The sequence below is a fragment of the Pseudomonas sp. 31 R 17 genome, assembly GCF_900004915.1.
In the GTDB taxonomy this organism is placed as follows: Bacteria; Pseudomonadota; Gammaproteobacteria; order Pseudomonadales; family Pseudomonadaceae; genus Aquipseudomonas; species Aquipseudomonas orientalis_A.
In genome coordinates this window covers 73,578-98,854 of the sequence record NZ_CVTN01000068.1, presented here as the reverse complement: position 1 = coordinate 98,854, position 25,277 = coordinate 73,578, and the positions used below count along the sequence as shown (strand labels likewise).

The 25,277-nt window shown below is 61.9% G+C and carries 14 protein-coding genes; 8 read left to right on the top strand and 6 right to left on the bottom strand.

Features of this window, described 5'->3' with window-relative positions; all coding sequences use genetic code 11:
• Positions 1-24 precede the first annotated feature (24 nt).
• Positions 25-255, top strand: coding sequence for a hypothetical protein (locus BFP89_RS16870; RefSeq protein ID WP_057724384.1), 231 nt, complete (start codon positions 25-27; stop codon positions 253-255).
• On the top strand, positions 252-542 hold the full coding sequence (locus tag BFP89_RS16865; RefSeq protein ID WP_057724383.1) for a cell division protein ZapA: 291 nt from the start codon (positions 252-254) through the stop codon (positions 540-542). Before BFP89_RS16870 ends, BFP89_RS16865 begins: the two co-directional genes overlap by 4 nt.
• Here BFP89_RS16865 and BFP89_RS16860 read toward each other — a convergent pair.
• On the bottom strand, positions 539-2,341 hold the full coding sequence (locus BFP89_RS16860; RefSeq protein ID WP_065886585.1) for an acyl-CoA dehydrogenase: 1,803 nt from the start codon (positions 2,339-2,341) through the stop codon (positions 539-541). The genes BFP89_RS16865 and BFP89_RS16860 overlap by 4 nt on opposite strands.
• 221 nt (positions 2,342-2,562) lie before the next feature.
• A complete protein-coding gene (gene putA / locus BFP89_RS16855; protein WP_065886584.1) occupies positions 2,563-6,516 on the bottom strand; it encodes a trifunctional transcriptional regulator/proline dehydrogenase/L-glutamate gamma-semialdehyde dehydrogenase in 3,954 nt (1,317 codons plus the stop codon).
• Between the two features lie 461 nt (positions 6,517-6,977).
• On the opposite strand from putA, the gene putP reads away from it, so the two are divergent.
• The 4 genes from putP to BFP89_RS16835 all read left to right on the top strand — a co-directional run bounded on the left by putP (position 6,978) and on the right by BFP89_RS16835 (position 12,324).
• Positions 6,978-8,462, top strand: coding sequence for a sodium/proline symporter PutP (gene putP / locus BFP89_RS16850; protein WP_065886583.1), 1,485 nt, complete (start codon positions 6,978-6,980; stop codon positions 8,460-8,462).
• 201 nt (positions 8,463-8,663) lie between these two features.
• Complete coding sequence (locus BFP89_RS16845) at positions 8,664-10,682, top strand: type VI secretion system Vgr family protein (protein WP_065886582.1); 2,019 nt, start codon at positions 8,664-8,666, stop codon at positions 10,680-10,682.
• Positions 10,682-11,407, top strand: a complete 726-nt coding sequence (locus BFP89_RS16840) for a DUF4123 domain-containing protein (protein WP_065886581.1) — start codon at positions 10,682-10,684, stop codon at positions 11,405-11,407. Before BFP89_RS16845 ends, BFP89_RS16840 begins: the two co-directional genes overlap by 1 nt.
• An 80-nt stretch (positions 11,408-11,487) precedes the next feature.
• Complete coding sequence (locus BFP89_RS16835; protein ID WP_065886580.1) at positions 11,488-12,324, top strand: 23S rRNA (adenine(2030)-N(6))-methyltransferase RlmJ; 837 nt, start codon at positions 11,488-11,490, stop codon at positions 12,322-12,324.
• 530 nt (positions 12,325-12,854) lie between these two features.
• Here BFP89_RS16835 and msrA read toward each other — a convergent pair.
• The 4 genes from msrA to aceE form a co-directional block, all read right to left on the bottom strand.
• Complete coding sequence (msrA, locus tag BFP89_RS16830) at positions 12,855-13,502, bottom strand: peptide-methionine (S)-S-oxide reductase MsrA (protein ID WP_065886579.1); 648 nt, start codon at positions 13,500-13,502, stop codon at positions 12,855-12,857.
• Positions 13,503-13,574: 72 nt separating this feature from the next.
• A complete protein-coding gene (locus BFP89_RS16825) occupies positions 13,575-16,268 on the bottom strand; it encodes a putative bifunctional diguanylate cyclase/phosphodiesterase (protein WP_065886578.1) in 2,694 nt (897 codons plus the stop codon).
• Positions 16,269-16,569: 301 nt separating this feature from the next.
• A complete protein-coding gene (gene aceF / locus BFP89_RS16820) occupies positions 16,570-18,207 on the bottom strand; it encodes a dihydrolipoyllysine-residue acetyltransferase (protein ID WP_065886577.1) in 1,638 nt (545 codons plus the stop codon).
• Between the two features lie 11 nt (positions 18,208-18,218).
• A complete protein-coding gene (gene aceE / locus BFP89_RS16815; RefSeq protein ID WP_065886576.1) occupies positions 18,219-20,864 on the bottom strand; it encodes a pyruvate dehydrogenase (acetyl-transferring), homodimeric type in 2,646 nt (881 codons plus the stop codon).
• Between the two features lie 383 nt (positions 20,865-21,247).
• On the opposite strand from aceE, the gene glnE reads away from it, so the two are divergent.
• Together glnE and waaF are read left to right on the top strand one after the other, a co-directional pair.
• The gene (glnE, locus tag BFP89_RS16810; RefSeq protein ID WP_065886575.1) at positions 21,248-24,187 is read left to right on the top strand and encodes a bifunctional [glutamate--ammonia ligase]-adenylyl-L-tyrosine phosphorylase/[glutamate--ammonia-ligase] adenylyltransferase; all 2,940 of its coding nucleotides are present in this window, start codon (positions 21,248-21,250) and stop codon (positions 24,185-24,187) included.
• 54 nt (positions 24,188-24,241) lie between these two features.
• A complete protein-coding gene (waaF, locus tag BFP89_RS16805) occupies positions 24,242-25,276 on the top strand; it encodes a lipopolysaccharide heptosyltransferase II (protein WP_065886574.1) in 1,035 nt (344 codons plus the stop codon).
• Position 25,277: the final 1 nt, after the last annotated feature.

Sequence of the window (25,277 nt, the reverse complement as noted above, 5' to 3'; positions counted from 1 at the left end):
CTTTTAAAAGCTCGAGAAATCAAAATGTTAGAAGCATCCCTCAGCCAACTGGAACAACTGGTCAGCGACCTCGTACAGCAGAATCAAGACCTGCTGGGCAGCAACGAATCCCTCAAGGCGGAGCTTGCCCGTGCCAGGGACGAAAACGACAGCCTGCAACTGAACCTGATGGAACAGGAAGAAAAACACGGTGCCACCGCCGCCCGTATCCAGGCACTGGTTGAGCGTGTAAGCGCAGGGCCTGTCAGCGCATGAACGAAGGGATAAAGGTCGTTTCGATTCTCGGAGAGGATTACTCGATCAAGGCACCGGCCGGGGAAGACCAGACCCTGATGCACGCCGTGACTATGCTCAAGGCCTCCCTGGCCACCACCAAGAAAAAGTACCCGACCCTGATCGGTGACAAATTATTGGTACTGGCCGCGCTGAACCTGTGCGCCGAGCAAATCGAAATGCAGCAGGCTCACCAACAGGAACTTGACCGTTACCAAGAGCAAGTCAGCGCCACGGTCGAGGTGATTTCCAAGGCGATCCAGCCCTAGAACCACGCCTCCTGCATGCCCAGGCACGTATCGTCACGTGCCTCCAGAATCGCCAGTTCATGATGGCAGCCTGGTACTTCCCAGGTCAGGAAGTACCGGGCGGCCTGGAGCTTGCCTTTATAGAAGGCCACATCGGCCGCGTTGTCCCTGGCCAGTCCTTCTTCGGCGCGAATCGCCTGTTCCAGCCAGCGCCAGCCAATCACCGTGTGCCCGAACACCTTCAGGTACAGCGCCGAGTTCGCCAGGCTGCTGCTGACCTTGCCCTGGGCGAGATCGCCCAGCAGGCCGAGGGTGACGCTTTGCAGGCGACTGACCAGGTGCTCCAGCGGTTGCCTCAGCGCGGTCAGCGATGGGTACCGCTGTGCCCGCGCGCCTGTCTCGGCGATCAGCCGAATCAATTGCTTGAGCCCGGCACCGCCGTTCTGCGCCAGTTTGCGCCCGAGCAAATCCAGGGACTGGATGCCATGGGTGCCTTCATGGATCGGGTTCAAGCGGTTATCGCGGTAGTACTGCTCCACCGGGTATTCACGGGTATAGCCATGGCCGCCAAGAATCTGGATTGCCAGTTCGTTGGCCTTGAGGCAGAACTCCGACGGCCAGGATTTGACGATGGGGGTCAGCAGGTCCAGCAGCTCGTGGGCCTGTTTGCGCGCGTCGTCGGTCGGCAGGGTGGTGGTGTCGTCGAACAGCCGCGCGGCGTACAGGCCGAGGTCGAAGGCGCCTTCGACATAGGCTTTTTGTGCCAGCAGCATGCGCTTGATATCGGCGTGCTGGATGATCGACACGGGCGCGGTGCCTGGGTCTTTGTTGTCCGGCAGGCGGCCTTGCGGACGTTCGCGGGCGTACTCCAGCGAGTAAAGATAGCCCGCATAACCGAGCATCACCGCGCCCATGCCCACGCCGATGCGGGCTTCATTCATCATCTGGAACATGCAGCTCAGGCCCTGGTGCGGTTTGCCCACCAGGTAGCCGACACAGTTGCCGTTATCACCGAAATTAAGCGCTGTGGACGTGGTGCCGCGCCAGCCCATCTTGTGAAACAGACCGGCCAGCAGCACGTCGTTGCGCTCGCCCAGGCTGCCGTCATCGTTGACCAGGAATTTGGGCACGATAAACAGCGAAATGCCCTTCACCCCGGCCGGTGCGTCGGGCAGCTTGGCCAGCACCATGTGCACGATATTTTCCGACAGCGGGTGGTCGCCGCCGGAGATAAAGATTTTATTGCCCTTGAGGCGATAGCTGCCGTCCGCCGCAGGCTCTGCGCGTGTACGAATATCCGACAAAGACGACCCGGCATGCGGTTCGGTGAGGGCCATGGTGCCGAAGAAACGTCCGTCGATCATTGGCTGCAGGAAGCGTTTTTTCTGCTCCTCGGTGCCAAAACTTTCAATCAGGTTGGCGGCGCCCATGGTCAGGAACGGGTAGGACGTGGACGCGGCGTTGGCTGACTGGAAGTGTGCAAAGCAGGCCTGGGACAGCAATGTAGGCAGCTGCATGCCACCGGCTTCGAAACTGCGCGCGGCGTTGAGAAAACCGGCTTCAAGAAAGGCATCCACGGCCGGCTTTACTTCCGGAATCAGGATCGCCTTGCCGTCTTCATAGCGCGGTTCGTTTTCATCGTTCTTGCGGTTGTGCGGCGCGAAGTGCTTTTCGGCAATGCTGCGCGCCGTGCTGATGGCGGCATCGAAGGTTTCGCGAGTGTGCTCGGCAAACCGCTCGCGCTGGGTCAGGCCCTCGGCATCGAGGACTTCGTACAGCTCGAAAGCCAGATTGCGGGAACTGAGCAGCGTCTCGGACATGGCGGATTACCTTTGAAGGAATTGGCCTGAGTCTAAGTGCGCGAATGGAGGGTGGATAGCAAGATTGATCTGGGTGATAGAGGGGCAAAACGCAGGCAGGGAATTGAAATGGGGCCAAATGTGGGAGGGGGCTTGCCCCCGATAGCGATGTGTCAGCCAAACATAAGCTGGCTGATCCATCGCAATCGGGGGCAAGCCCCCTCCCACATTTTTTACCGCGTTTAGCCGATGGTCATCAGGCTGGCGTTACCGCCTGCCGCAGCGGTGTTGACGCTCAATGCCCGCTCGATCACCAGGCGCTCCAGCGCAATCGCCGTTTCGCCCTGCGACAGACCATGCACGCCAACAATCGCACCGCCACGCTGCGCCACTTGCTGGCACACCGCGCGCAATTGGTCGGAATCACCGTGATGCAGGACCGCGTCGAACACCACGTCGTCCTTGGTCCAGTCGGCCACGCGCTTGATCTTCGCCTGAATATCTTTCGGCAGGCGTGGGAACAAGGCCTTGGTCAGCTCGGTTTCCGGCCATACCGCCGAACCGCCTACCGCCAATACCGCGGCCAGTTGGGTCAGCAGGTCGCCTTCCACTTCGGCCAGGCACAGCACGTGCTCGCGCGGCAGGATCGCATAGCTGTTGCGCTCGCCGGTCGGGCCGGCCAGTTGGCGGGTGATACCGCTTTGCGACTGTGCGGCAAATTGTGTGCACAGGGCGCTCAGTTCGCTGAACTTATGAGTGTCGGCCCAGGTTTTCAGCGCGGTCAGCGGTTGGCTCATGGCGTCGCGCAGGCGCAGGTCGGGTGCGGTCAACGCGTCGCCACGTACGAAGGATTGCTCGATCGCATCGGTAGGACGGGTCGACAACAGGCGGTACAGGTACAGCGGACCACCGGCTTTGGGGCCGGTACCCGACAGGCCTTCACCGCCGAACGGCTGCACGCCGACCACGGCGCCGACAATGTTGCGGTTGACGTAGACGTTACCGGCGTTGACGTTGTCGATCACCTTGGCGATGGTCTCGTCGATGCGGGTGTGCACGCCCAGGGTCAGGCCGTAGCCGGATGCGTTGATCTGGCCGATGAGCTGGTCGATCTCTTTACGCTTGTAGCGCACCACGTGCAGCACCGGCCCGAAGATTTCCCGTTGCAGCTCGTCGAAGCTTTCCAGCTCGATCAGGGTGGGCATCACGAAGGTGCCACGCTTGATCTCGTCGCCATCGGCAATCGCCACCTGGTAAACGTTGCGGCCTTTGTCGCGCATGGCCTGGATGTGTTTCTCGATGCCGGCCTTGGCTTCGGCGTCGATCACCGGGCCGATATCCACCGACAGGCGCTCCGGGTTGCCGAGGCGGCATTCGGCCATGGCGCCCTTGAGCATTTCGATGACGCGGTCTGCCGAATCTTCCTGCAGGCACAGGACGCGCAGGGCCGAGCAACGTTGGCCGGCGCTGTCGAAGGCCGACGACACCACGTCGATGACCACTTGTTCGGTGAGCGCCGACGAATCGACGATCATCGCGTTCTGGCCACCGGTTTCGGCGATCAGCGGAATCGGACGCCCCTGGGCATCCAGGCGCCCGGCCACACTGCGTTGCAGCAAACGTGCAACCTCGGTGGAACCGGTGAACATCACGCCCTTGACGCGCTCATCACCGACCAGGCGCGCACCGACGCTTTCGCCCTGGCCCGGCAGCAATTGCAGCACGCCTTGCGGGATACCGGCTTCGAGCAGGATGCGCACGGCCTGGGCGGCGACCAGTGGGGTTTGTTCGGCAGGCTTGGCCAGGACCGGGTTGCCGGCGGCCAGCGCAGCGGCAACCTGGCCGCTGAAGATCGCCAGCGGGAAGTTCCACGGGCTGATACACACCACCGGGCCCAAGGGGCGATGGGCGTCGTTGGTGAAATCGTTGCGAGCCTGGACCGCGTAGTAGCGCAGGAAGTCCACGGCTTCGCGCACTTCCGCGATGGCGTTGGCGAAGGTCTTGCCGGCTTCACGGGCGAGCAGGCCCATCAGTGGCTGGATTTCGCCTTCCATCAGGTCGGCGGCGCGTTCCAGGATCGCGGCGCGCTCGGCAGGCGGGGTGGCCTGCCAGATCGGCGCGGCGCTGATAGCGCACTGGATGGCATTGTCGACGTCTTCGACCGTGGCTTCCTGAACATGACCGACCACATCGCGCAGGTCCGACGGGTTCAGCACCGCGGCAGCCGGTTGTTCGCTGGCGGCGCAACCGAGCATCGGCGCGGCTTTCCAGTTGTTGTGGGCGGTGGCCAGCAGGGCGCAGGACAGCGATGCCAGGCGATGCTCGTTGGCCAGGTCGATACCGGCCGAGTTGGCGCGGTCGCGGCCATACAGGTCACGCGGCAGCGGGATACGCGGGTGCGGCAGGCCGAAGCCGCCTTCCACGGTCGCCATCTGCTCGATGCTCGCCACTGGATCGGCCACCAGCTCCTGGATCGAGATGGATTGGTCGGCGATGCGGTTGACGAATGAAGTGTTCGCGCCGTTTTCCAGCAGGCGACGCACCAGATACGCCAGCAGTGTTTCGTGGGTACCGACCGGGGCGTACACGCGGCATGGACGGTTCAACTTGCCTTCGGAAACCTTGCCTACGACCTGTTCGTACAGCGGCTCACCCATGCCGTGCAGGCATTGGAATTCGTACTGGCCGGGGTAATAGTTCTGACCGGCAATGTGGTAGATGGCGGCCAGGGTGTGGGCGTTGTGCGTGGCGAACTGCGGGTAGATGACTTCCGGCACCGACAGCAGTTTGCGTGCGCAGGCAATGTAGGAAACGTCGGTGTAGACCTTGCGCGTATACACCGGGTAGCCTTCCAGGCCTTCGACCTGGGCGCGCTTGATTTCGCTGTCCCAGTACGCGCCTTTGACCAGGCGGATCATCAGGCGGTGGCGGCTGCGGCGGGCCAGGTCGATCACATAGTCGATCACGTACGGGCAACGCTTCTGGTAGGCCTGGATCACGAAACCGATACCGTTCCAGCCGGTCAGTTGCGGCTCGAAGCACAGGCGCTCGAGCAGGTCCAGGGACAACTCGAGGCGGTCGGCTTCTTCGGCGTCGATGTTCAGGCCGATGTCGTACTGTTTGGCCAGCAAGGTCAGCGACAAGAGGCGCGGGTACAACTCGTCCATCACCCGCTCGTACTGCGCGCGGCTGTAACGCGGGTGCAGGGCGGAAAGCTTGATGGAGATGCCTGGGCCTTCATAGATCCCACGGCCGTGGGACGCCTTGCCGATGGAATGAATGGCTTGTTCGTACGAGGCCAGGTACTTCTGCGCATCGTGCTCGGTGAGCGCGGCTTCCCCGAGCATGTCGTAGGAGTAGCGAAAGCCCTTGGCTTCGAACTTGCTCGCATTGGCCAGGGCTTCGGCGATGGTTTCGCCGGTGACGAACTGCTCGCCCATCAGGCGCATGGCCATGTCGACGCCCTTGCGGATCATCGGCTCGCCGCTTTTGCCGATGATGCGGCTCAGGGACGAGGTCAAGCCGGCTTCGTTATGGGTGGCGACCAGTTTGCCGGTCAACAGCAGGCCCCAGGTGGCGGCATTGACGAACAGCGACGGGCTGTTACCCAGGTGCGGGTGCCAGTTGCCGGTGCTGATCTTGTCGCGGATCAGTGCATCGCGAGTGCCCTTGTCCGGGATGCGCAGCAGCGCTTCGGCCAGGCACATCAGCGCCACGCCTTCCTGGGACGACAGGGAAAATTCCTGCAGCAGGCCCTGAACAATACCGGCACGGCCGCCGGCGCTCTTCTGGTTGCGCAGTTTCTCGGCAATCGTGGCGGCCAATTTGTGGGTGGCTTCGGCCATGTCGGCCGGCAGACGGGCCTGTTCGATCAGCATCGGCACCACTTCCGGCTCGGGGCGACGGTAAGCGGCGGTGATCGAGGCGCGCAATACGGACTGCGGCAGGATGCTCTCGGCGAACTCAAGGAAGCACTGGTGCGCGTTGTCGGCCTGGACCTCGCCCGCATCATCGGCGTCCTTGTTGCTCAAGCCATTGAGCTCGTTCAGGGTTGCACCACCCTCGAGTTTCTCCAGGTAATTGAAAATTGCCTGTTTGATCAGCCAGTGCGGCGTGCGATCAATGGAGGACGCGGCGGCCTTGAGGCGTTCGCGGGTCGGGTCGTCGAGTTTGACCCCAAGGGTGGTCGTAGCCATATTCTTATCCTCATGGGTGCCACTACCGAGTGGCATCTGCTGGTGGCAAGATTAGCTTTGCCCATGGCGAGGTGCAACCGGGTGCAACCCTTTTTGTTCATGAAATTTACGACGCTTGATCGGAAAAAATCCGGCCTTTGACCGAATCCGCTGCTTGTCGGTGCATTTGCTTCTGAGATTGAATGTTCTTGCTCCGAAAAGGAGCAAAAACACGGTGTTTGTGCGCAAAAGCGCGAAGGTGCAACTTATTCGCAAGAAACTGGTTGCACCTTATTTGCATTGTTGAATAGCATTCGCGCACCAAGGTGCAACCACCTCTACGGTTTGGTTCATCGGCTGGCGGCTTTCCTGGGGAAACGCCAGTCATAAATGCGCGGCATTCAGTATCGTTTATCGGGTTACTACCGGTAGCGGTCTGACAGACCGTCGCTACATAAAAACAAAGCCAGGGCGTCACTTCTATGAGCGTTAGCAACCCCACCCTGATCACGTTCGTGATCTATATCGCAGCAATGGTGCTGATCGGCCTGATGGCCTATCGCTCCACCAACAACCTTTCCGATTACATCCTTGGCGGTCGCAGCCTCGGTAGCGTGGTGACAGCCTTGTCCGCCGGTGCTTCCGATATGAGTGGCTGGTTGTTGATGGGCCTGCCGGGCGCGATCTACATGTCGGGCTTGTCGGAAAGCTGGATCGCCATCGGCCTGATCGTCGGTGCCTACCTCAATTGGCTGTTCGTGGCCGGTCGCCTGCGGGTGCAGACCGAACACAATGGCGACGCCCTGACCCTGCCGGATTACTTCTCCAGCCGCTTCGAAGATAAAAGCGGCCTGCTGCGGATCATTTCCGCCGTGGTGATCCTGGTGTTCTTCACCATTTACTGCGCCTCCGGCATCGTGGCCGGTGCGCGTCTGTTCGAAAGCACCTTCGGCATGTCCTACGAGACGGCGTTGTGGGCCGGTGCCGCGGCGACCATTGCCTACACCTTTATCGGCGGTTTCCTGGCGGTCAGTTGGACCGACACCGTGCAAGCCACGCTGATGATCTTCGCGTTGATCCTGACGCCGATTATCGTACTGCTGGCCACCGGCGGCGTGGACACTACCTTCCTGGCCATCGAAGCCCAGGACCCGACCAACTTCGACATGCTGAAAAACACCACCTTCATCGGCATCATCTCGCTGATGGGCTGGGGCCTGGGTTACTTCGGCCAGCCGCACATTCTCGCGCGGTTCATGGCGGCGGATTCGGTGAAGTCGATTGCCAAGGCGCGTCGCATCTCCATGACCTGGATGATTCTGTGCCTGGGTGGCACCGTGGCGGTGGGCTTCTTCGGCATCGCTTACTTCTCGGCGCATCCCGAGGTGGCCGGTCCCGTGACCGAAAACCCTGAGCGCGTGTTTATCGAACTGGCCAAGATCCTGTTCAACCCATGGATTGCCGGTGTCCTGCTGTCGGCCATCCTCGCGGCCGTGATGAGCACCCTGAGCTGCCAGTTGCTGGTGTGCTCCAGCGCCCTGACCGAAGATTTCTACAAGGCCTTCCTGCGCAAGGGCGCTTCCCAGCTTGAACTGGTATGGGTCGGTCGGATCATGGTGCTGGTGGTGGCCTTGATCGCCATCGCCATGGCCGCCAACCCGGAAAACCGCGTGCTGGGCCTGGTCAGCTACGCCTGGGCCGGTTTCGGCGCTGCCTTCGGTCCTGTGGTGCTGATCTCGGTCATCTGGAAACACATGACCCGCAACGGCGCACTGGCCGGCATCCTGGTGGGCGCGATCACCGTGATCGTGTGGAAACACTTCGAGTTGCTCGGCCTGTACGAAATCATCCCAGGCTTCATCTTCGCCAGCCTGGCGATCTACTTCGTGAGCAAGATGGGTGCACCGACTGCCGGTATGGTCGAGCGCTTTGATGCGGCGGAAAAAGACTACAACCTCAACAAGTAATACCGCTGGGCGTTGATCGCCCAGTCATCGAAAAGAAGGCCTGCGTCCGATGGATGCGGGCCTTTTTTTTGCCTGAGCGATCAGGCCTTGAGGATTCCGGCATCGCCGATGTAGGACCTTACTTATTTTCCGGAGCAGTGCCCGACTCGGTAAACGGCTGTTGCAGAATCGCTCACTCACCTTTCTGCAGAGAAACACCGGATGTTCGCTCCTGCCAATCAAAGTGCCTTTAATCTGACCCTGGATGGGAAGCCTTGTGATCTCAAGGTTCATGGATTCATGGGCGATGAATTTATCAGCCTGCCCTTTCGCTTTGACCTTGAGTTGGTCAGCGAACAACCCGACCTTGACCTCGACAGCCTTCTGCACCGCCAGGCATTCCTGGGGTTCGACGCTCAGGGCCATGGCATTCATGGCCAGGTTTACCGCGTCGCGCAAGGCGATTCGGGCAAGCGCCTGACCCGTTACCAGATCACCCTGGTGCCGCAGTTGGCGTATCTGGAACACAGCACTCACCAACGGATATTTCAGCAAAAAACCGTGCCGCAGATCATTGCGCGGGTGCTGGAGGCTCAGGAAATCCAGGCCGATACCTTCGTGTTTCGCCTGAGCGGTCAATATCCCGAGCGCGAATACTGTGTTCAGTTCGACGAAACCGATTTGCAGTTCATCCAGCGCCTGTGCGTTGAGTCGGGCATTCACTACCACTTTCAGCACAGTCCCGAGCGCCACTTGCTGGTGTTTGGCGATGACCAGAGTGTGTTCAGGCAGCCGGACCAGGAAACGCCCTACCTGGCCGGTTCCGGGATGGTGGCCGGGGCCCCCGCGATCAAGCGCTTTATGTTGCGGCTCGAAACCCGCACTGCCGGCGTGAACCTGCGGGCCTACGACTTCAAAAAGCCCAGCCTGGTATTGGAAGGCACGGCCTCCAGCGCGCAACGCCCCTCCCTCGACGAACAACGCTACCCTGGTGATTTTACGGACCGAGCGCACGGCAAGTACCTGGCGCAACGTGTGTTGGAGCGCCATCGCAGTGACTTTCGCCAGGCCAGCGGCATCAGCGACCAGCCGGCCCTGGTCACCGGGCAGTTTCTGAAGATGGCCGATCACCCGCGTCAGGAGTGGAATGAACTGTGGCTGGTCACCCAGCTGCACCATACCGGGCAGCAGCCGCAAGTATTGGAGGAGTCTGCGCCTGAGACCTATGGGGATGACGTGCCCGCAGGCTACAGCAACGAATTTGTCGTGACGCCTTGGGAGGTGCCGTTCCGAACGCCTGTGATCATGACCCGGCCACAGCTGTCGGGTTACCAGAACGCGGTGGTCACCGGGCCTGTCGGCAGTGAGGTGCACTGCGACGAATACGGTCGGGTCAAGGTGCAGATGGCCTGGGATCGCGACGGGGAACACAACGAACACTCCAGTTGCTGGCTGCGCGTGGCGAGCGGCTGGGCCCATGATCGTTACGGGGCGGTGCTGACCCCGCGCGTCGGCATGGAAGTGCTGGTGGGCTTCGTCGATGGCGACGTGGACATGCCGCTGGTGATGGGCTGCCTGCCCAACGCAGCGAATCGTTTGCCCCTCGATCTGCCGGCGGACAAGACTCGCAGTATCTTTCGCAGCCAGAGCAGCCCCGGTGGTGGCGGCTACAACGAACTGCGCATCGAGGACCGCAAGGGCGCCGAGGAGATTTACCTGCGCGCCCAGCGCGACTGGACCCAGCACGTGTTGCATGACCAGCAGGTGCAGGTCGATAACCAGCGCCGGGTTACGGTGGGCGGCGAGTCGCACCATGAGTTGCAGGGCGAAGAGCAACGCATCACTCACGGCAATCGCCTGACTGAACTCAAGCAGGATGACCACCTGGTGATCGGCGGTTCGCAGCACATGCGTGCCGGTTGCACCCTTCAATTGGGGGCAGGGCAGAGCATCGTCATCGATGCGGGGGCCAGCGTTACGATTCAGGCGGGAGGGCAGTCGATCACGCTGTCGGCGGGCGGCATTTTCAGCAGTGTGCCGATCCAGCCTGGCGGGGCGCCTGCCGCTACGATGGCGCCGTTGACGCCTGGGTTGAAGGAGGCGCTGCAAGCGGTTATCCCGCTCCCCCTGAGCCCTGTGCAAGTGGCCACCCTCAAGCGCAGTGCGCCGTTTTGCGAGGAATGCGAGCGCTGCCGTGCCGGGCAGTGCGATATCAGCGGGCATGCACGGAGTGTTTCCTGATGCGCACACCCCTGGACCCCCGCAGCTGGCTGGCGCAGTGCCCTTTACTTGCCGATGAGCGAATTTATGCCGTACTCGGCAATGCCAGCGACGCCGGGCCGCTCGCTGCCTGGCAAGCCACGGCGGCGGGGCCGCTGCCCCAAGCGATCTGGGCAGGCACGGCCTACGCCCAGTGGGAGGCGGTGATGCCTTACGTGGGCATCGTCGAGCCGGGCAGCGCGTTTCTCGATTGGGTAGCCGCCGCGCCAGCCGACGATTGGGGGTGGCTGGCGGTATCTTCCAGTCCACTGGAAAGCGTGGTCGCCCACCTGCAAGGCTTGAGCAAGGTGTTCCTGCCCAATGACCAGGCGGTGTTTTTCCGCTTCTGGGATGGCGCCCGGTTTGGGCCGATGTGGCAGCACCTGGATGACCAGGCAGGCGCGGTCTTGCCGGTGTTTGGGCGTTACCTGATCAATGGCCGCCCGCTGACGGTGGCAACTGGACCGGTCACGCCAGCTCAAGCGTGCCCGTGGTGGCGAGTGCCTGCGTCGTTGCTCAGGCACCTGGAGGAACAGTCGCCGGTCGTGCTGATCGACAACCTGCTGCAATGGCTGCAAGCGCAGCGTCCTGATCTGTGCGCGGCCTTCACGCCGGCCACCTTGCAGCACAAACTGGGCTGGTTCGTGCGCGGGCGGGGGGGCAGTCATTCTGCGCTGGTCGATTACCTCCAGTCGCAGCTGAGTTAGACAAAGACGCCAACCCGCCATGCGGCCCTGCACCTTTGCGCCGGTAGAAGGTAAACTTCGCCCCCTGCGCAGGAGCAACCATGAATTATCGTCACGCCTTTCACGCCGGCAACCACGCCGATGTCTTCAAACACCTGACCTTGACCCGCCTCATCGCCCTGATGTCGCGCAAGGAGCAGCCGTTCGCCTACCTCGATACCCACGCCGGCATTGGTCTGTACGACCTGCAGGGTGACCAGGCCAACCGCACCGGTGAATACCTGGAAGGCATCGCCCGCCTGTGGGGCGCCAACGACCTGCCGCCGCTCACCGCCGATTACATGCGTGTGCTGCACGAGATGAACCCGGATGGCCAGTTGCGCTACTACCCGGGCTCGCCGGAGCTGGCGCGGCGCCTGACGCGGCCTCAGGACCGTGTGTTGCTCAACGAAAAACACCCGGAAGACGGCGTGCTGCTCAAGGACAACATGAAGGGTGATCGCCGAGTCAAAGTGCACCTGGGCGAAGGCTGGCATGTGCCGCGCGCCTTGTTGCCAGTACCGGAAAAGCGCGCGCTGATGCTGATCGACCCACCGTTCGAAAAGCTCGACGAAATGCAGCGCTGCGCGGCGTCCCTCAAGGAAGCCGTGAGCCGCATGCGCCAGACCGTCGCAGCGATCTGGTACCCGGTGAAAGACCCGCGCATGCTGCGCCGCTTTTACCAGGACCTGGCCGGCACCGGCGCGCCGAAACTGTTGCGCGTGGAGCTGCTGGTGCACCCGCTGGACACGCCCAACACCCTGACCGGCTCGGGCCTGGCGATTGCCAACCCGCCGTGGGGGCTGGAAGAGGAATTGCGTGAACTGCTGCCATGGCTGTCCAAGAAGCTTGGCCAGACCCAGGGTGGCTGGCAGATGGATTGGCTTATCGCTGAGTAACTAATCTCAATACAAACGCAGAACCCAATGTGGGAGGGGGCTTGCCCCCGATTGCTGGGTGTCAGTCATTGCATCTGTAACTGACACTCCGCTATCGGGGGCAAGCCCCCTCCCACATTTTTTAATCTGTGTTGTGCTTTAGATCGGGCAGGTCACGCCAGTGCCGCTGATCCATGGATTGGCTTCTCGCTGGGTAACCGGCTTTGAAGCAAAGCAAGGACCCAATGTGGGAGGGGGCTTGCCCCCGATTGCTGGGTGTCAGTCATTACATCTGTAACTGACACTCCGCTATCGGGGGCAAGCCCCCTCCCACATTTTTAACCTGTGTTGCTCTTTAGATCGGGCAGGTCGCGCCAGTGCCGCTGATCCAGGATTGGCTTCTCGCTGGGTAACCGGCTCTGAAGCCAAGCAAGGACCCAATGTGGGAGGGGGCTTGCCCGCGATTGCTGGGTGTCAGTCATTACATCTGTAACTGACACTCCGCTATCGGGGGCAAGCCCCCTCCCACATTTTTTAATCTGTGTTGTGCTTTAGATCGGGCAGGTCACGCCGGTGCCGCCGATGCCGCAATAGCCCTGCGGGTTCTTCGCCAGGTACTGCTGGTGATACGCCTCGGCGAAGTACACCGTCGGCGCTTCGTCGATTTCGGTGGTGATCTCACCCAGACCGGCCTTGGTCAGTTCTTGCTGATACGCCTCGGCACTGGCCTTGGCCGCTGCCAGTTGCTCCGGCGTGGTGGCATAGATCACCGAACGGTATTGGCTGCCGATGTCGTTGCCCTGGCGCATGCCCTGGGTCGGGTTGTGCAGTTCCCAGAACATCTTCAGCAGGTCTTCGTATTTCACTTTGGCCTGGTCGTAGACCACCAGCACCACTTCGCTGTGGCCGGTCAGGCCCGAGCAGACTTCTTCGTAGGTCGGGTTCGGCGTGAAGCCGCCGGCGTAGCCGACCACGGTACTGACCACCCCGTCGCGCTCCCAGAATTTGCGCTCGGCGCCCCAGAAGCAACCGAGGCCGAAGATCGCGAAACCGACGTCGTCGGTAAAAGGGCCCAGCAACGGGTTGCCGTTGACGAAGTGAGTTTCGGGCAATGCCATCGGGGTTTCACGGCCGGGCAAGGCTTGTTCTTGAGTAGGCAGCACGTTTTTGTTCACCAGAATTTCCGAGCGCAAGACCATGATCAGTCCTCTCGTCAGGTTGAGTAACAGTAAATTTTCAGACAGCCAGTGTGCCCGAGTGTTACCGCGCTGTCAGGCAATTGGCCCGCGTGGATAACGTTTGAGCTTTTCCAGCAGCTCTGCGCCGGGGATTGGCCGGTCGAACAGATAGCCCTGGCCCACGTCGCAACGATGCCGGCGCAGGAACGCCAGTTGCTCGGCGGTCTCGATACCTTCGGCCACCACCTTGAGCTTGAGGTTGTGAGCCATGGCGATGACCGCCGAGGTGATCTCCATGTCGTCCTGGTTGTCCGGGATTTCGTGGATAAAGCTGCGGTCGATCTTAATGATGTCGATGGGGAATTTTTTCAAGTAGCTCAGCGACGAGTAACCGGTACCGAAGTCGTCCATGGCCAGGGTCAGGCCAAAACTCTTCAGTTGGTCCAGTTGCTGGCGTGTGTCTTCGGTGGCTTCCAGCAGCAGGCCTTCGGTCAGCTCCAGCTCCAGCAGGTTGGCCGGCAACTGTTCCTCCTTGAGGATCGTGGCAATCGAGGCCACCAGGTCCGGGTCGGAAAACTGCTTGGGCGACAGGTTGATCGCCACCTGCAAATTACCCAGGCCCGCGGCCGTCAATCGACGGCTCATGCGGCACGCCTGCCGGGCGACCCACTTGCCGATGGGGATGATCAAGCCGGTCTCTTCGGCCACGCTGATGAACTGGTCGGGGCGGATCATGCCCTTTTCCGGGTGGTTCCAGCGCAACAGCGCTTCCATGCCCAGCAGGCGACCACTGCGCAGGCACAGCTTGGGCTGGTAGAACACGTCCAGCTCATTCTGGGTCAGGGCGCGGCGCAGGTTGTTTTCCACAAACAGCTTGTAGCTGGCCTCGGCATTCAGCGCTTCGGTAAACACCTGTACCTGGTGTTTGCCGTTGGCCTTGGCCTTGTGCAGGGCCAGGCCGGCGTTGCGCATCAGGGTCTGCGGGTCGCGCCCGTGCAGCGGCGCGCAGGCGAGGCCCACGGAGCCGGTCACGCTGATCAACTGGTTGTCGACGAACATCGGTTTGTCGAGGGTGGCCAGTAACTGGCTGGCCACCTGCTGGCCGGTCTCCATGTCGGCATCGTCAAGCAGCACCGCAAACTCGTTACTGGCAAAGCGCGCCAGGCTGCCGCCGCTGCTCAAACTGTTGCGCAGACGACGGGCCAGGCTGATCAGCAGCTTGTCACCGGTCTGGTGGCCGAGGCTGTCGTTGATCCGCTTGAAGTTGTCGATGTCCACCAGCAGCAGGCTGATCGGGCTGTCGCTGTCGCGGGCAAAGCGCTCATCGAGGTTGCGGATGAACGCCGGGCGGTTGCCCAGGTTGGTCAGGTTGTCGGTGTAGGCCAGGCGTTCGATGCGCTGTTGCGCCAGCTTGGTCTGGGTAATGTCTTCGTAGATGCCGATGTAATGGGTCAACTCCCGGTTGTCGCCATATACCTTGGAAATCGACAACTGGCCCCAGTAGGGTTCAAGGTTTTTGCGCCGGCTTTTGAATTCGCCTTGCCAGCTGTTGCTTTTGGCCAGGACCGACGGCGCGTCGAACAGCAACTCGCTGAGGTTCTCCAGGGCCGGCAACTGCGCCAGGCGGTGGCCGTGCACCTCTTCGGCGCTGTATTGGGTAATGGCGGTAAAGCTTGGGTTGACGTACTCCACCACGCCATCGCAATTGACCAGCAGAAACGCGTTGGCGCTCTGTTCCACCGCGCGCTGGAACAGGTGCAGGGCGCTGGTGGCGGTGCGCCGGTTGTGGTTGTTGATGACTTGGGCGAACTGGTCCGCCAGCTCGCCGGCAAAGGCGATCTCATCGGACTGCCATGCTCGCGAACTGCCGCTTTGCTCCAGGCACAGCACGCCGACGACCTGGCCATCCACGCGGATGCTCGCGTCGAGCATGGCGTGGACATCCTTGGCGATCAGGCTTTCGGCCATTTCCCGGGTGCGCGGGTCGCGCACGGCATGGGTGGCATCGATGGCGCGGCTGCTGTGCAGGGCTTCGAGGTAGTCGGGGAAGCAGCTGGCGTCGATCGCTTCGGGCAAATAGTGGCGTTGATCGGCGCGCAGATAGGCCGAAATCGGCACCAGGTGCTGGCCGTCCAGATTCCAGATGCTGGCGCGATCGATCTGATAGATGTCGCAGGCGCTGCGGGTGATCAGTTCGGCGGCTTCTTGCAGCGAATTGGGCGTGGTGTAGCGCTGGCGGGCCAGCAGCAGGATCAACTCCTGCTGGGCGCGTACCCGCTCCAGGTGCTGCAGTTGCTCCTGCTGCGCACGCTGGTTGAGTTCCAGGGCGATTTGCAGGCGGCTGTTCTGGTTTTCCAGGTCGGCGGTCGGCACCGTGACGGGCAGTTCGCTGAACAGGCCATCCACCACCATCAGGTAGCCGCGCAGCAGGTGACGGTTGTGCTGTTTGTAGGCCTCGCCCATTTCGAGCAGGCTCAGCGGGCCATCGCTGGTGTGCAGGGTGTAGCGCACCAGGTAGTGGGCGCTGTGGCTCAGTTGCTGCTGGATCGCGTCGTGCAGTTGATAGCGCGCCTGGGGCTCCATCAGGCTGGCGTACGGCGTGCCCAGCAGGGCGCACAGTTCGACCGCCGGCAAGCCGAATTGGCGCTCGCAATTGGGGTCAAGGTAGAGCAGCGCCCAGCTTGCCTCATTCAGCCGCTCGAAACGCAGCATACCGAGGCGCGAAGGCACCGGTAATTGCGTCACTACCTCGGTCGCCATTCGGGCAACATCGGGTTGGCTTTTCATGGGGGAAACTCGCTTGGGAAAATGCGCACGGCGCCGGGCTCACGCCCTCTTTTACTGTTGCTTGCGGCAAGGTTGCATCATGCGGCACGCACTGACAAGAGAGGATGAAGGCTAAGTGCTATAAGGGTGTTATCGGCCACCCGGGGGATTTCTGCAATCAGGGTGACAGAAGGTGTACAAGCCTGTCCTGTGTGTACAAAAAATCCAAAAAAAGCCCCGCCAAGTGGCGGGGTTGAGGTACGAGCGTGGCGCTCGGAAATCGAGGCGGCAATGGCCTCCCGCCAGGGGAGGCCGTTGCGGCTTACAGCAGGATGGTGCGGATGTCGTTGAGCAACTGGCTCAGGCGCTGGGTGAAGCGTGCCGCTGCGGCGCCGTTGATCACGCGGTGATCGTAGGACAGCGACAGTGGCAGCATCAGCTTGGGCTGGAACGCTTTACCGTCCCACACCGGCTGGATAGTCGCCTTGGACACACCCAGGATCGCCACTTCCGGCGCGTTGACGATTGGCGTGAAGCCCGTACCGCCAATGTGCCCGAGGCTGGAGATGGTGAAGCACGCGCCCTGCATGTCGTCCGGGGTGAGCTTCTTGTCGCGGGCCTTGGCGGCCAACGCAGCCGCTTCGCCAGCCAGTTGCAGCAGGCTCTTCTGGTCGACGTTCTTGATGACCGGTACCAGCAGGCCGTCAGGGGTGTCGACCGCAAAGCCGATGTTCACGTACTTCTTGCGGATGATCGCTTTGCCGCTTGGCGCCAGCGAGCTGTTGAAGTCCGGCAGTTCCTTGAGCAGGTGTGCACAGGCCTTGAGCAGCAGGGGCAGCACGGTCAGCTTCACGCCGGCCTTCTCGGCCACGGCTTTCTGCGCAACGCGGAAGGCTTCCAGGTCGGTGATATCGGCCTGGTCGAACTGAGTCACGTGCGGGATGTTCAGCCAGCTCGCGTGCAGGCCGGCCGCGCCGATTTGCATCAGGCGAGTCATCGGCACTTCTTCGATTTCGCCGAAACGGCTGAAATCCACGGTACGGATCGGCGGAATGCCCGAGCCCCCGGTAGCGCCACCGGCAGCTGGCGCTTCCTTGGCCTTCTGCATCATGGCCTTGACGTAAGCCTGCACGTCTTCCTTCAGCACGCGACCGTGAGGACCGCTGGCCGAGACGGCGCTCAGCTCGACGCCGAATTCACGGGCCAGTTGGCGTACAGCCGGGCCGGCGTGAACTTTGGCTCCGCTTGGCGCGGGTGCGGGTGCAGCAGGGGCCGGAGCGGCCTCGGCTTTTGCAGCAGGCGCAGGGGCGGCAGCAGCCGGAGCAGCTTCAGCCTTGGCAGCCGGAGCGGCGGCCGGTGCTGGAGCGGCCGCAGGCGCAGCGCCTTGTACTTTCAGCTTGAGGATGAAGTCACCGGTGCCGACTTCGTCTTCCAGCTTGACCGCAATGCTTTCCACCACGCCGGCAGCCGGCGATGGGATTTCCATGGAGGCCTTGTCGGACTCCAGGGTGATCAGCGACTGGTCGGCTTCGACGGTGTCGCCGACCTTGACCAGCAGCTCGATGATCTTGGCCTTGCCCGACGAGCCGATGTCCGGGACGTGAATGTCCTGGACGGTGGCGGCGGCAGGTGCGGCAGCCGGGGCCGCTGGGGCCTCGGCGGCAGCGGCAGGCTGTTCAGCAGCAGGTGCAGGTGCAGCGGCAGCCGCAGGCGCTGCATCGGCAGCACCTTCGATTTCCAGCTCCAGCAGTTCGTCGCCTTCTTTCAGGCGGTCGCCCAGCTTCACTTTCAGGCTCTTGACCACGCCGGCCTTGGGAGCAGGGATTTCCATGCTCGCCTTGTCCGACTCCAGGGTCAGGATGCTCTGGTCGGCTTCGACGGTGTCGCCGACCTTCACAAACAGCTCGATTACTTCACCTTCACCGCTGCCGATGTCAGGTACGCGAATGAGTTCGCTCACAAAAAGTCTCCTCAGCAGTCCAGTGGGTTGCGTTTTTCCGGGTTGATCCCGAACTTGACGATGGCGTCAGCCACCACCTTGGGTTCGATCTCACCACGGTCAGCCAAGGCTTCCAGGGCTGCCAACACCACGAAGTGACGGTCGACTTCGAAGAAGTGACGCAGCTTCTTGCGGCTGTCACTGCGACCGAAACCGTCGGTGCCCAGGACTTTGAATTCCTTGGACGGGACCCACTGGCGAATTTGTTCAGCAAACAGTTTCATGTAGTCGGTAGAGGCGATGACCGGACCCTTACGGCCGGCCAGGCATTCTTCGACATAGCTCTTGGCTGGCTTCTGGCCAGGGTGCAGACGGTTGCTGCGCTCTACGGCCAGGCCGTCGCGACGCAGTTCGTTGAAGCTGGTCACGCTCCACACGTCGGCGCCGACGTTGAATTCGTCACGCAGGATCTTCGCCGCTTCACGCACTTCGCGCAGGATGGTGCCGGAGCCCATCAGCTGTACGTGGTGCGCCGCTTCCCTGGTGTCTTCCTCGAGCAGGTACATGCCCTTGATGATGCCTTCTTCCACGCCGGCCGGCATGGCTGGCTGCTGGTAGGACTCGTTCATCACGGTGATGTAGTAGAAAACGTCCTGCTGCTCTTCGGTCATCTTCTTCATGCCGTCCTGGATGATCACCGCCAGCTCGTAGCCGTAGGTTGGATCAAAGGTGCGGCAGTTCGGGATGGTGGCAGCCAGGATGTGGCTGTGACCGTCTTCGTGTTGCAGGCCTTCGCCGTTGAGCGTGGTGCGGCCGGCGGTGCCGCCGATCAGGAAACCACGGGTACGGCTGTCGCCGGCTGCCCAGGCCAGGTCGCCAATACGCTGGAAGCCGAACATCGAGTAGAAGATGTAGAACGGCAGCATCGGCTGGTTGTGGCTGGAGTACGAAGTACCGGCAGCGATGAAGGAGCTCATGGCGCCCGCTTCGTTGATGCCTTCTTCGAGGATCTGGCCCTTCTTGTCTTCCTTGTAGAACATCACCTGGTCTTTATCGACTGGCTCGTAGAGCTGGCCGACGGAGGAGTAGATGCCCAACTGGCGGAACATGCCTTCCATACCGAAGGTACGGGCTTCGTCCGGGATGATCGGGACGATGCGCGAACCGATTTCCTTGTCCTTGACCAGTTGCGCAAGGATGCGCACGAAGGCCATGGTGGTGGAGATTTCACGGTCGCCCGAGCCGTCCAGGATAGCCTTGAGGGTATCGAGTGGCGGCGTCGGGATGCTCATGCTCTTGGCGCGGCGTTGCGGCACGAAACCGCCCAGGGCGCTACGGCGCTCGCTGAGGTAGCGGGCTTCGGCGCTGTTCGGCTCCGGCTTGAAGAACGGCAGGTTCTCCAGCTCTTCGTCCTTGACCGGGATGTCGAAGCGGTCGCGGAACAGCTTCAGGCTGTCGACGTCGACTTTCTTGGTGTTGTGCGCGGTGTTCTTCGCTTCGCCGGCACCGGTGCCATAACCCTTGATGGTCTTGGCCAGGATGACGGTCGGTTGTTCCTTGTGGTTGACCGCTTCGTGGTACGCCGCGTAGACCTTGTACGGGTCGTGGCCGCCACGGTTGAGTTTCCAGATCTCGTCGTCGGACAGGTCGGCAACCATCGCCTTGAGTTCAGGCGTGTTGAAGAAGTGCTCGCGAACGAACGCGCCGTCTTTGGCCTTGTAGTTCTGGTACTCGCCGTCGATGACTTCGTCCATGCGACGTTGCAGGATACCGTCGACGTCCTTGGCCAGCAGTGGGTCCCAGAAACGGCCCCAGATGACTTTGGTCACGTTCCAGTGAGCACCGCGGAACACGCCTTCGAGTTCCTGGATGATCTTGCCGTTGCCGCGAACCGGGCCGTCGAGGCGCTGCAGGTTGCAGTTGATGACGAAGATCAGGTTGTCCAGCTTCTCGCGGCCGGCCAGGGAGATGGCGCCCAGGGATTCCGGCTCGTCGCACTCGCCGTCGCCCAGGAAGCACCAGACTTTCTGCTTGCCTTCGGGGATGAAGCCACGGGCTTCCAGGTACTTCATGAAACGCGCCTGGTAGATCGCCTGGATCGGGCCCAGGCCCATGGATACAGTCGGGAACTGCCAGAAATCAGGCATCAGCCAGGGGTGCGGGTAGGACGACAGGCCCTGACCGTCGACTTCCTGGCGGAAGTTGTTCATTTGTTCTTCGCTGATGCGACCTTCCATGAACGCACGGGCGTAGACGCCTGGCGAGGTGTGGCCCTGGAAGTAGATCAGGTCGCCGCCATGTTCGTCGGTCGGGGCCTGGAAGAAGTAGTTGAAGCCGATGTCATACAGGGTTGCGCTGGAAGCGAAGCTGGAGATGTGACCGCCCAGGTCCGAATCTTTCAAGTTCGTGCGCATTACCATCGCCATGGCGTTCCAGCGTACCAGCGAGCGAATGCGGCGTTCCATGAACAGGTCGCCAGGCATGCGTGCTTCGTGGGTAACGGGGATGGTGTTGCGGTATGGCGTGGTGATGGCGTAAGGCAACTGCGAGCCGCTGCGGGTCGCGAGTTCGCCCATACGGGTCATCAGGTAATGAGCACGGTCTTCGCCTTCTTTGTCGAGAACCGATTCCAGGGCGTCCAGCCATTCCTGGGTTTCGACGGGATCGAGGTCTTGCATGGCTTGCTCCAGGGCGGAAAGGCTACCAGAATCGGTTGCCTGAAGTTTGCGACTGGCCTTGTGGGCAGACGACATAAATTCTTGGATGGCCGAAGGTTGCTTCGGCGTCCTGTAGTTTTACTACAAATCGTCGGCCATTTCAGCCTTTCGAATGTATATACGAGTAGTAAAACTACACAAGACCGAGCGTATGGCTCGGTCTGGCTGGTGAGCATAATCGTTATTGTTGGTCTATTGCGAACAAGAAAAGGTGAAAGTTTGATGTTGCCTGCCAAGATTAATTTAATTTCAGCTATTTCTAACTTTTGTTCGACAGTCCTTCATCGAGCAGGGCTCCTGCGTTCACAACTACACGCCATTTACCCGCCGATCAAGGATAGACCATGAGCCTTCCTACGCTGGCCGAACTGCCGGCCATTCTGTTGCCTTACGCCAGTCGGGCCGAGCAGTCATTTCGTGACGCCGTGGCCGCGCTGGATGACGATCATGGCCTTTCTGGCTGGACGCCGCAACGCTGGGCCGACTTCGCGCGGGTGTGCGCCGCCAGTGATTTCGTGATTGAACAGAGTGTTCGTGACCCTTTGATGTTGCTCGAGCTGGTGGCCTGGGGCGAGCTGGACCGGGGTTTTGCGCCGGGTGAACTGTGCGGGCAGATTGCCGGTGCCGTGCAACAGGCTGAAACAGAAGAGCAGATGGGCCGTGTACTGCGCCGCCAGCGCACGCGCCAGCAGGTGCGCATCATCTGGCGCGACCTGACCCGCCAGGCAGACCTGGTGCAAACCTGTCGCGACCTCTCCGACATGGCCGACGCCTGTATCGACCAGGCCTACCAGTGGCTGTACCAGCGCCATTGCGTGCAGTTCGGCACGCCAACCGGGCGGCGCAGCGGCGAGGCGCAGCACATGGTCATCCTCGGCATGGGCAAGCTCGGGGCCGTGGAACTGAACCTGTCGTCGGATATCGACCTGATCTTCGCCTACCCCGAAGGCGGCGAGACAGTGGGGGTCAAGCGCGCCCTGGATAACCAGGAGTTTTTCATCCGTCTTGGTCAAAAATTGATCAAGGCGCTCGACCCGATGACGGTCGACGGTTTTGTCTTCCGCGTCGACATGCGCCTGCGCCCCTACGGTTCGGCGGGCGCGCTGGTACTCAGCTTCAATGCGCTGGAGCAGTACTACCAGGACCAGGGCCGCGACTGGGAACGTTACGCCATGATCAAGGCCCGTGTCGTCGCCGGAGACCAGGTGGCCGGCGCGCAACTGCTCGACATGCTGCGCCCGTTCGTCTATCGCCGTTACCTGGACTTCTCGGCCATCGAAGCGCTGCGCACCATGAAGCAGTTGATCCAGCAGGAAGTGCGGCGCAAGGGCATGGCCGACAATATCAAGCTGGGTTCGGGCGGTATTCGCGAGGTGGAATTTATCGCCCAGGCGTTTCAACTGATCCACGGTGGTCGCGACCTCAGCCTGCAGCAACGCCCGCTGTTGAACGTGCTCGGCACCCTGGAAGGCCAGGGCTACCTGCCGCCAGCGGTGATTGCCGAGCTGCGCAATGGCTACGAATTCCTGCGTTACACCGAGCACGCGATCCAGGCGATTGCCGACCGCCAGACCCAAATGCTCCCGGACAGCCCCGAAGACCAGGCGCGTATTGCCTTCATGCTGGGCTTCGCCGATTGGGCCGCGTTCCACGAGCGCTTGATGTATTGGCGTGGGCGGGTGGATTGGCATTTCCGCCAAGTGATTGCCGACCCTGATGAAGAAGAGGGTGAAGAAAGCGAGTTGGTCGTCGGCGGGGAGTGGCTGCCGCTGTGGGAAGAGTCCCAGGACGACGACGCGGCCTGCCGCCAATTGGGCGAAGGCGGCTTTACTGACGCGCCCAAGGCCCTCAAAGCCCTGGCCGGCCTGCGCGGTAGCCCGCAACTGCGCGCCATGCAGCGCCTCGGCCGCGAGCGCCTGGATGCGTTTATCCCGCGCTTGCTGGCCCAGGCTGTCGAACACGCCAATCCGGACCTGGTACTGGAGCGCGTATTGCCCCTGGTGGAAGCCGTCGCCCGGCGTTCCGCTTACCTGGTGCTGCTCACCGAGAATCCCGACGCCCTGCGCCGCCTGCTGACCCTGTGCGCCGCGAGCCCGTGGATCGCCGAGCAGATCACGCGCTTTCCGCTGTTGCTGGATGAATTGCTCAACGAAGGACGCCTGTTCAAGCCACCGCTGGCGCCGGAACTGGCCGCCGAGTTGCGCGAGCGCCTCACGCGCATCCCCGAAGACGACCTTGAGCAGCAGATGGAAGCGCTGCGCCATTTCAAGCTGGCGCACCGTCTGCGCGTGGCGGCCTCGGAAATCGCCGGCAGCCTGCCGTTGATGAAAGTCAGCGACTACCTCACCTGGCTCGCCGAGGCCATTCTCGAGCAAGTGCTGGCCCTGGCCTGGCGCCAGACTGTTGCCCGCCACGGCTCGCCGCAACGGCTGGACGGCAGCCTGTGCGATCCCGGGTTCATCATTGTCGGTTATGGAAAGGTCGGCGGTATCGAACTGGGGCATGGTTCGGACCTGGACCTGGTGTTTATCCATGACGGCGACCCGCAGGCCGATACCGACGGCGCCAAGCCGATCGACGGCGCGCAGTTCTTCACGCGTCTGGGCCAGCGCATCATTCACCTGCTGACCACCCAGACCAACTCCGGCCAGTTGTACGAAGTGGATATGCGTCTGCGACCTTCAGGGGCGTCCGGCTTGCTGGTCAGTTCGCTGGGCGCATTCGACCGCTATCAACAAAATGAAGCCTGGACCTGGGAGCATCAGGCGCTGATTCGCGCACGCGTCCTGGTCGGCAGCCAGGATGTGGGCCATGCATTCGAGCAGGTACGCGCCAACGTGTTGGGGCGTGAGCGGGATCTGGCCAAGCTGCGCCAGGAGGTCAGCGAGATGCGCGCCAAGATGCGCGATAACCTGGGTACCAAGGCCACGGCGGCCGGCAGGGGCGCCAATGCCTTCGAAGCCACGGCGCTGTTCGACCTCAAGCAGGACGCCGGAGGTATCGTCGATATTGAATTTATGGTGCAATACGCCGCTTTGGCGTGGTCTGCGCAACATCCATCGTTGCTGCGCTACACCGACAATATCCGCATCCTCGAGGGCCTGGAGCAGGTCGGGCTGATGCCCGCCGCCGATGCTCACTTGCTGCGTGAAGTGTATAAGGCCTACCGCTCAGCCGCGCACCGCCAAGCCTTGCAGAACGAGGCCGGTACGGTGGCCGGCGACCAGTTCGCCGACGAACGGCGACAGGTGATGCGAATCTGGCAAACGCTGGGCTTGAGCTGAAACACTATTAGGGCGGGGAGGCATAAGCCTCCCCGCATCGTTTGTGGAAATGACATGAATATTCTGATCGTTGGGCCCAGCTGGGTCGGAGACATGGTGATGGCGCAGACACTGTTCCAGTGCCTGCGGCTGCGCTATCCGGACTGCCAGATCGACGTGCTCGCCCCTGAGTGGAGCCGGCCGATCCTTGAGCGCATGCCGCAAGTGCGCAAGGCCTTGAGCTTTCCGCTCGGCCATGGCGCGCTGGAATTGGCGACCCGCCGTCGCATCGGCAAAGCCATGGCCGGCCAGTACGACCAGGCCATCCTGTTGCCCAACTCGCTGAAGTCGGCGCTGGTGCCGTTTTTTGCCGGCATCCCCAAGCGTACCGGCTGGCGCGGCGAGTTTCGCTACGTGCTGCTCAATGACGTACGCACCCTGGACAAAGTCCGCTACCCGCTGATGATCGAACGTTTCATGGCCCTGGCCTACGAACCGGGCGCTGAACTGCCCAAGCCGTACCCGCGCCCCAGCTTGCAGATTGACCCGCTGACCCGCGCTGCGGCGCTGGCCAAGTTCGGCCTGACGCTGGATCGCCCGGTATTGGCGCTGTGCCCGGGCGCCGAGTTCGGCGAGTCCAAGCGCTGGCCGTCGGAGCATTACGCCAAAGTCGCCGAGACCAGGATTCGCGAAGGCTGGCAGGTGTGGCTGTTTGGCTCGAAGAACGATCATTCGGTGGGTGAGGATATTCGCCAGCGCCTGATTCCGGGCCTGCGCGAAGAGGCGGTGAACCTCAGTGGCGAAACGTCCCTGGCCGAGGCCATCGACTTGCTGTCATGCGCCGACGCGGTGGTGTCCAATGATTCGGGCCTGATGCACGTTGCCGCCGCGCTGAACCGTCCCTTGGTGGCGGTGTACGGCTCGACGTCACCCGGTTTCACGCCACCGTTGGCTGACAAGGTCGAAGTGGTGCGCCTGGGCCTGGATTGCAGCCCCTGTTTTGAGCGCACCTGCCGTTTCGGCCACTACAATTGCCTGCGCCAATTGCTGCCGCAGCCGGTGACCGACGCGTTGCAGCGGTTGCAGGGCGACGTGGTCGAGGTTCACTGAG

Coding starts and splice junctions, on each gene's coding strand:
- BFP89_RS16870 (WP_057724384.1), top strand. CDS start 25: ATGTTAGAAGCATCCCTCAGCCAACTGGAACAACTGGTCAGCGACCTC.
- BFP89_RS16865 (WP_057724383.1), top strand. CDS start 252: ATGAACGAAGGGATAAAGGTCGTTTCGATTCTCGGAGAGGATTACTCG.
- BFP89_RS16860 (WP_065886585.1), bottom strand. CDS start 2,341: ATGTCCGAGACGCTGCTCAGTTCCCGCAATCTGGCTTTCGAGCTGTAC.
- putA (WP_065886584.1), bottom strand. CDS start 6,516: ATGGCTACGACCACCCTTGGGGTCAAACTCGACGACCCGACCCGCGAA.
- putP (WP_065886583.1), top strand. CDS start 6,978: ATGAGCGTTAGCAACCCCACCCTGATCACGTTCGTGATCTATATCGCA.
- BFP89_RS16845 (WP_065886582.1), top strand. CDS start 8,664: ATGTTCGCTCCTGCCAATCAAAGTGCCTTTAATCTGACCCTGGATGGG.
- BFP89_RS16840 (WP_065886581.1), top strand. CDS start 10,682: ATGCGCACACCCCTGGACCCCCGCAGCTGGCTGGCGCAGTGCCCTTTA.
- BFP89_RS16835 (WP_065886580.1), top strand. CDS start 11,488: ATGAATTATCGTCACGCCTTTCACGCCGGCAACCACGCCGATGTCTTC.
- msrA (WP_065886579.1), bottom strand. CDS start 13,502: ATGGTCTTGCGCTCGGAAATTCTGGTGAACAAAAACGTGCTGCCTACT.
- BFP89_RS16825 (WP_065886578.1), bottom strand. CDS start 16,268: ATGAAAAGCCAACCCGATGTTGCCCGAATGGCGACCGAGGTAGTGACG.
- aceE (WP_065886576.1), bottom strand. CDS start 20,864: ATGCAAGACCTCGATCCCGTCGAAACCCAGGAATGGCTGGACGCCCTG.
- glnE (WP_065886575.1), top strand. CDS start 21,248: ATGAGCCTTCCTACGCTGGCCGAACTGCCGGCCATTCTGTTGCCTTAC.
- waaF (WP_065886574.1), top strand. CDS start 24,242: ATGAATATTCTGATCGTTGGGCCCAGCTGGGTCGGAGACATGGTGATG.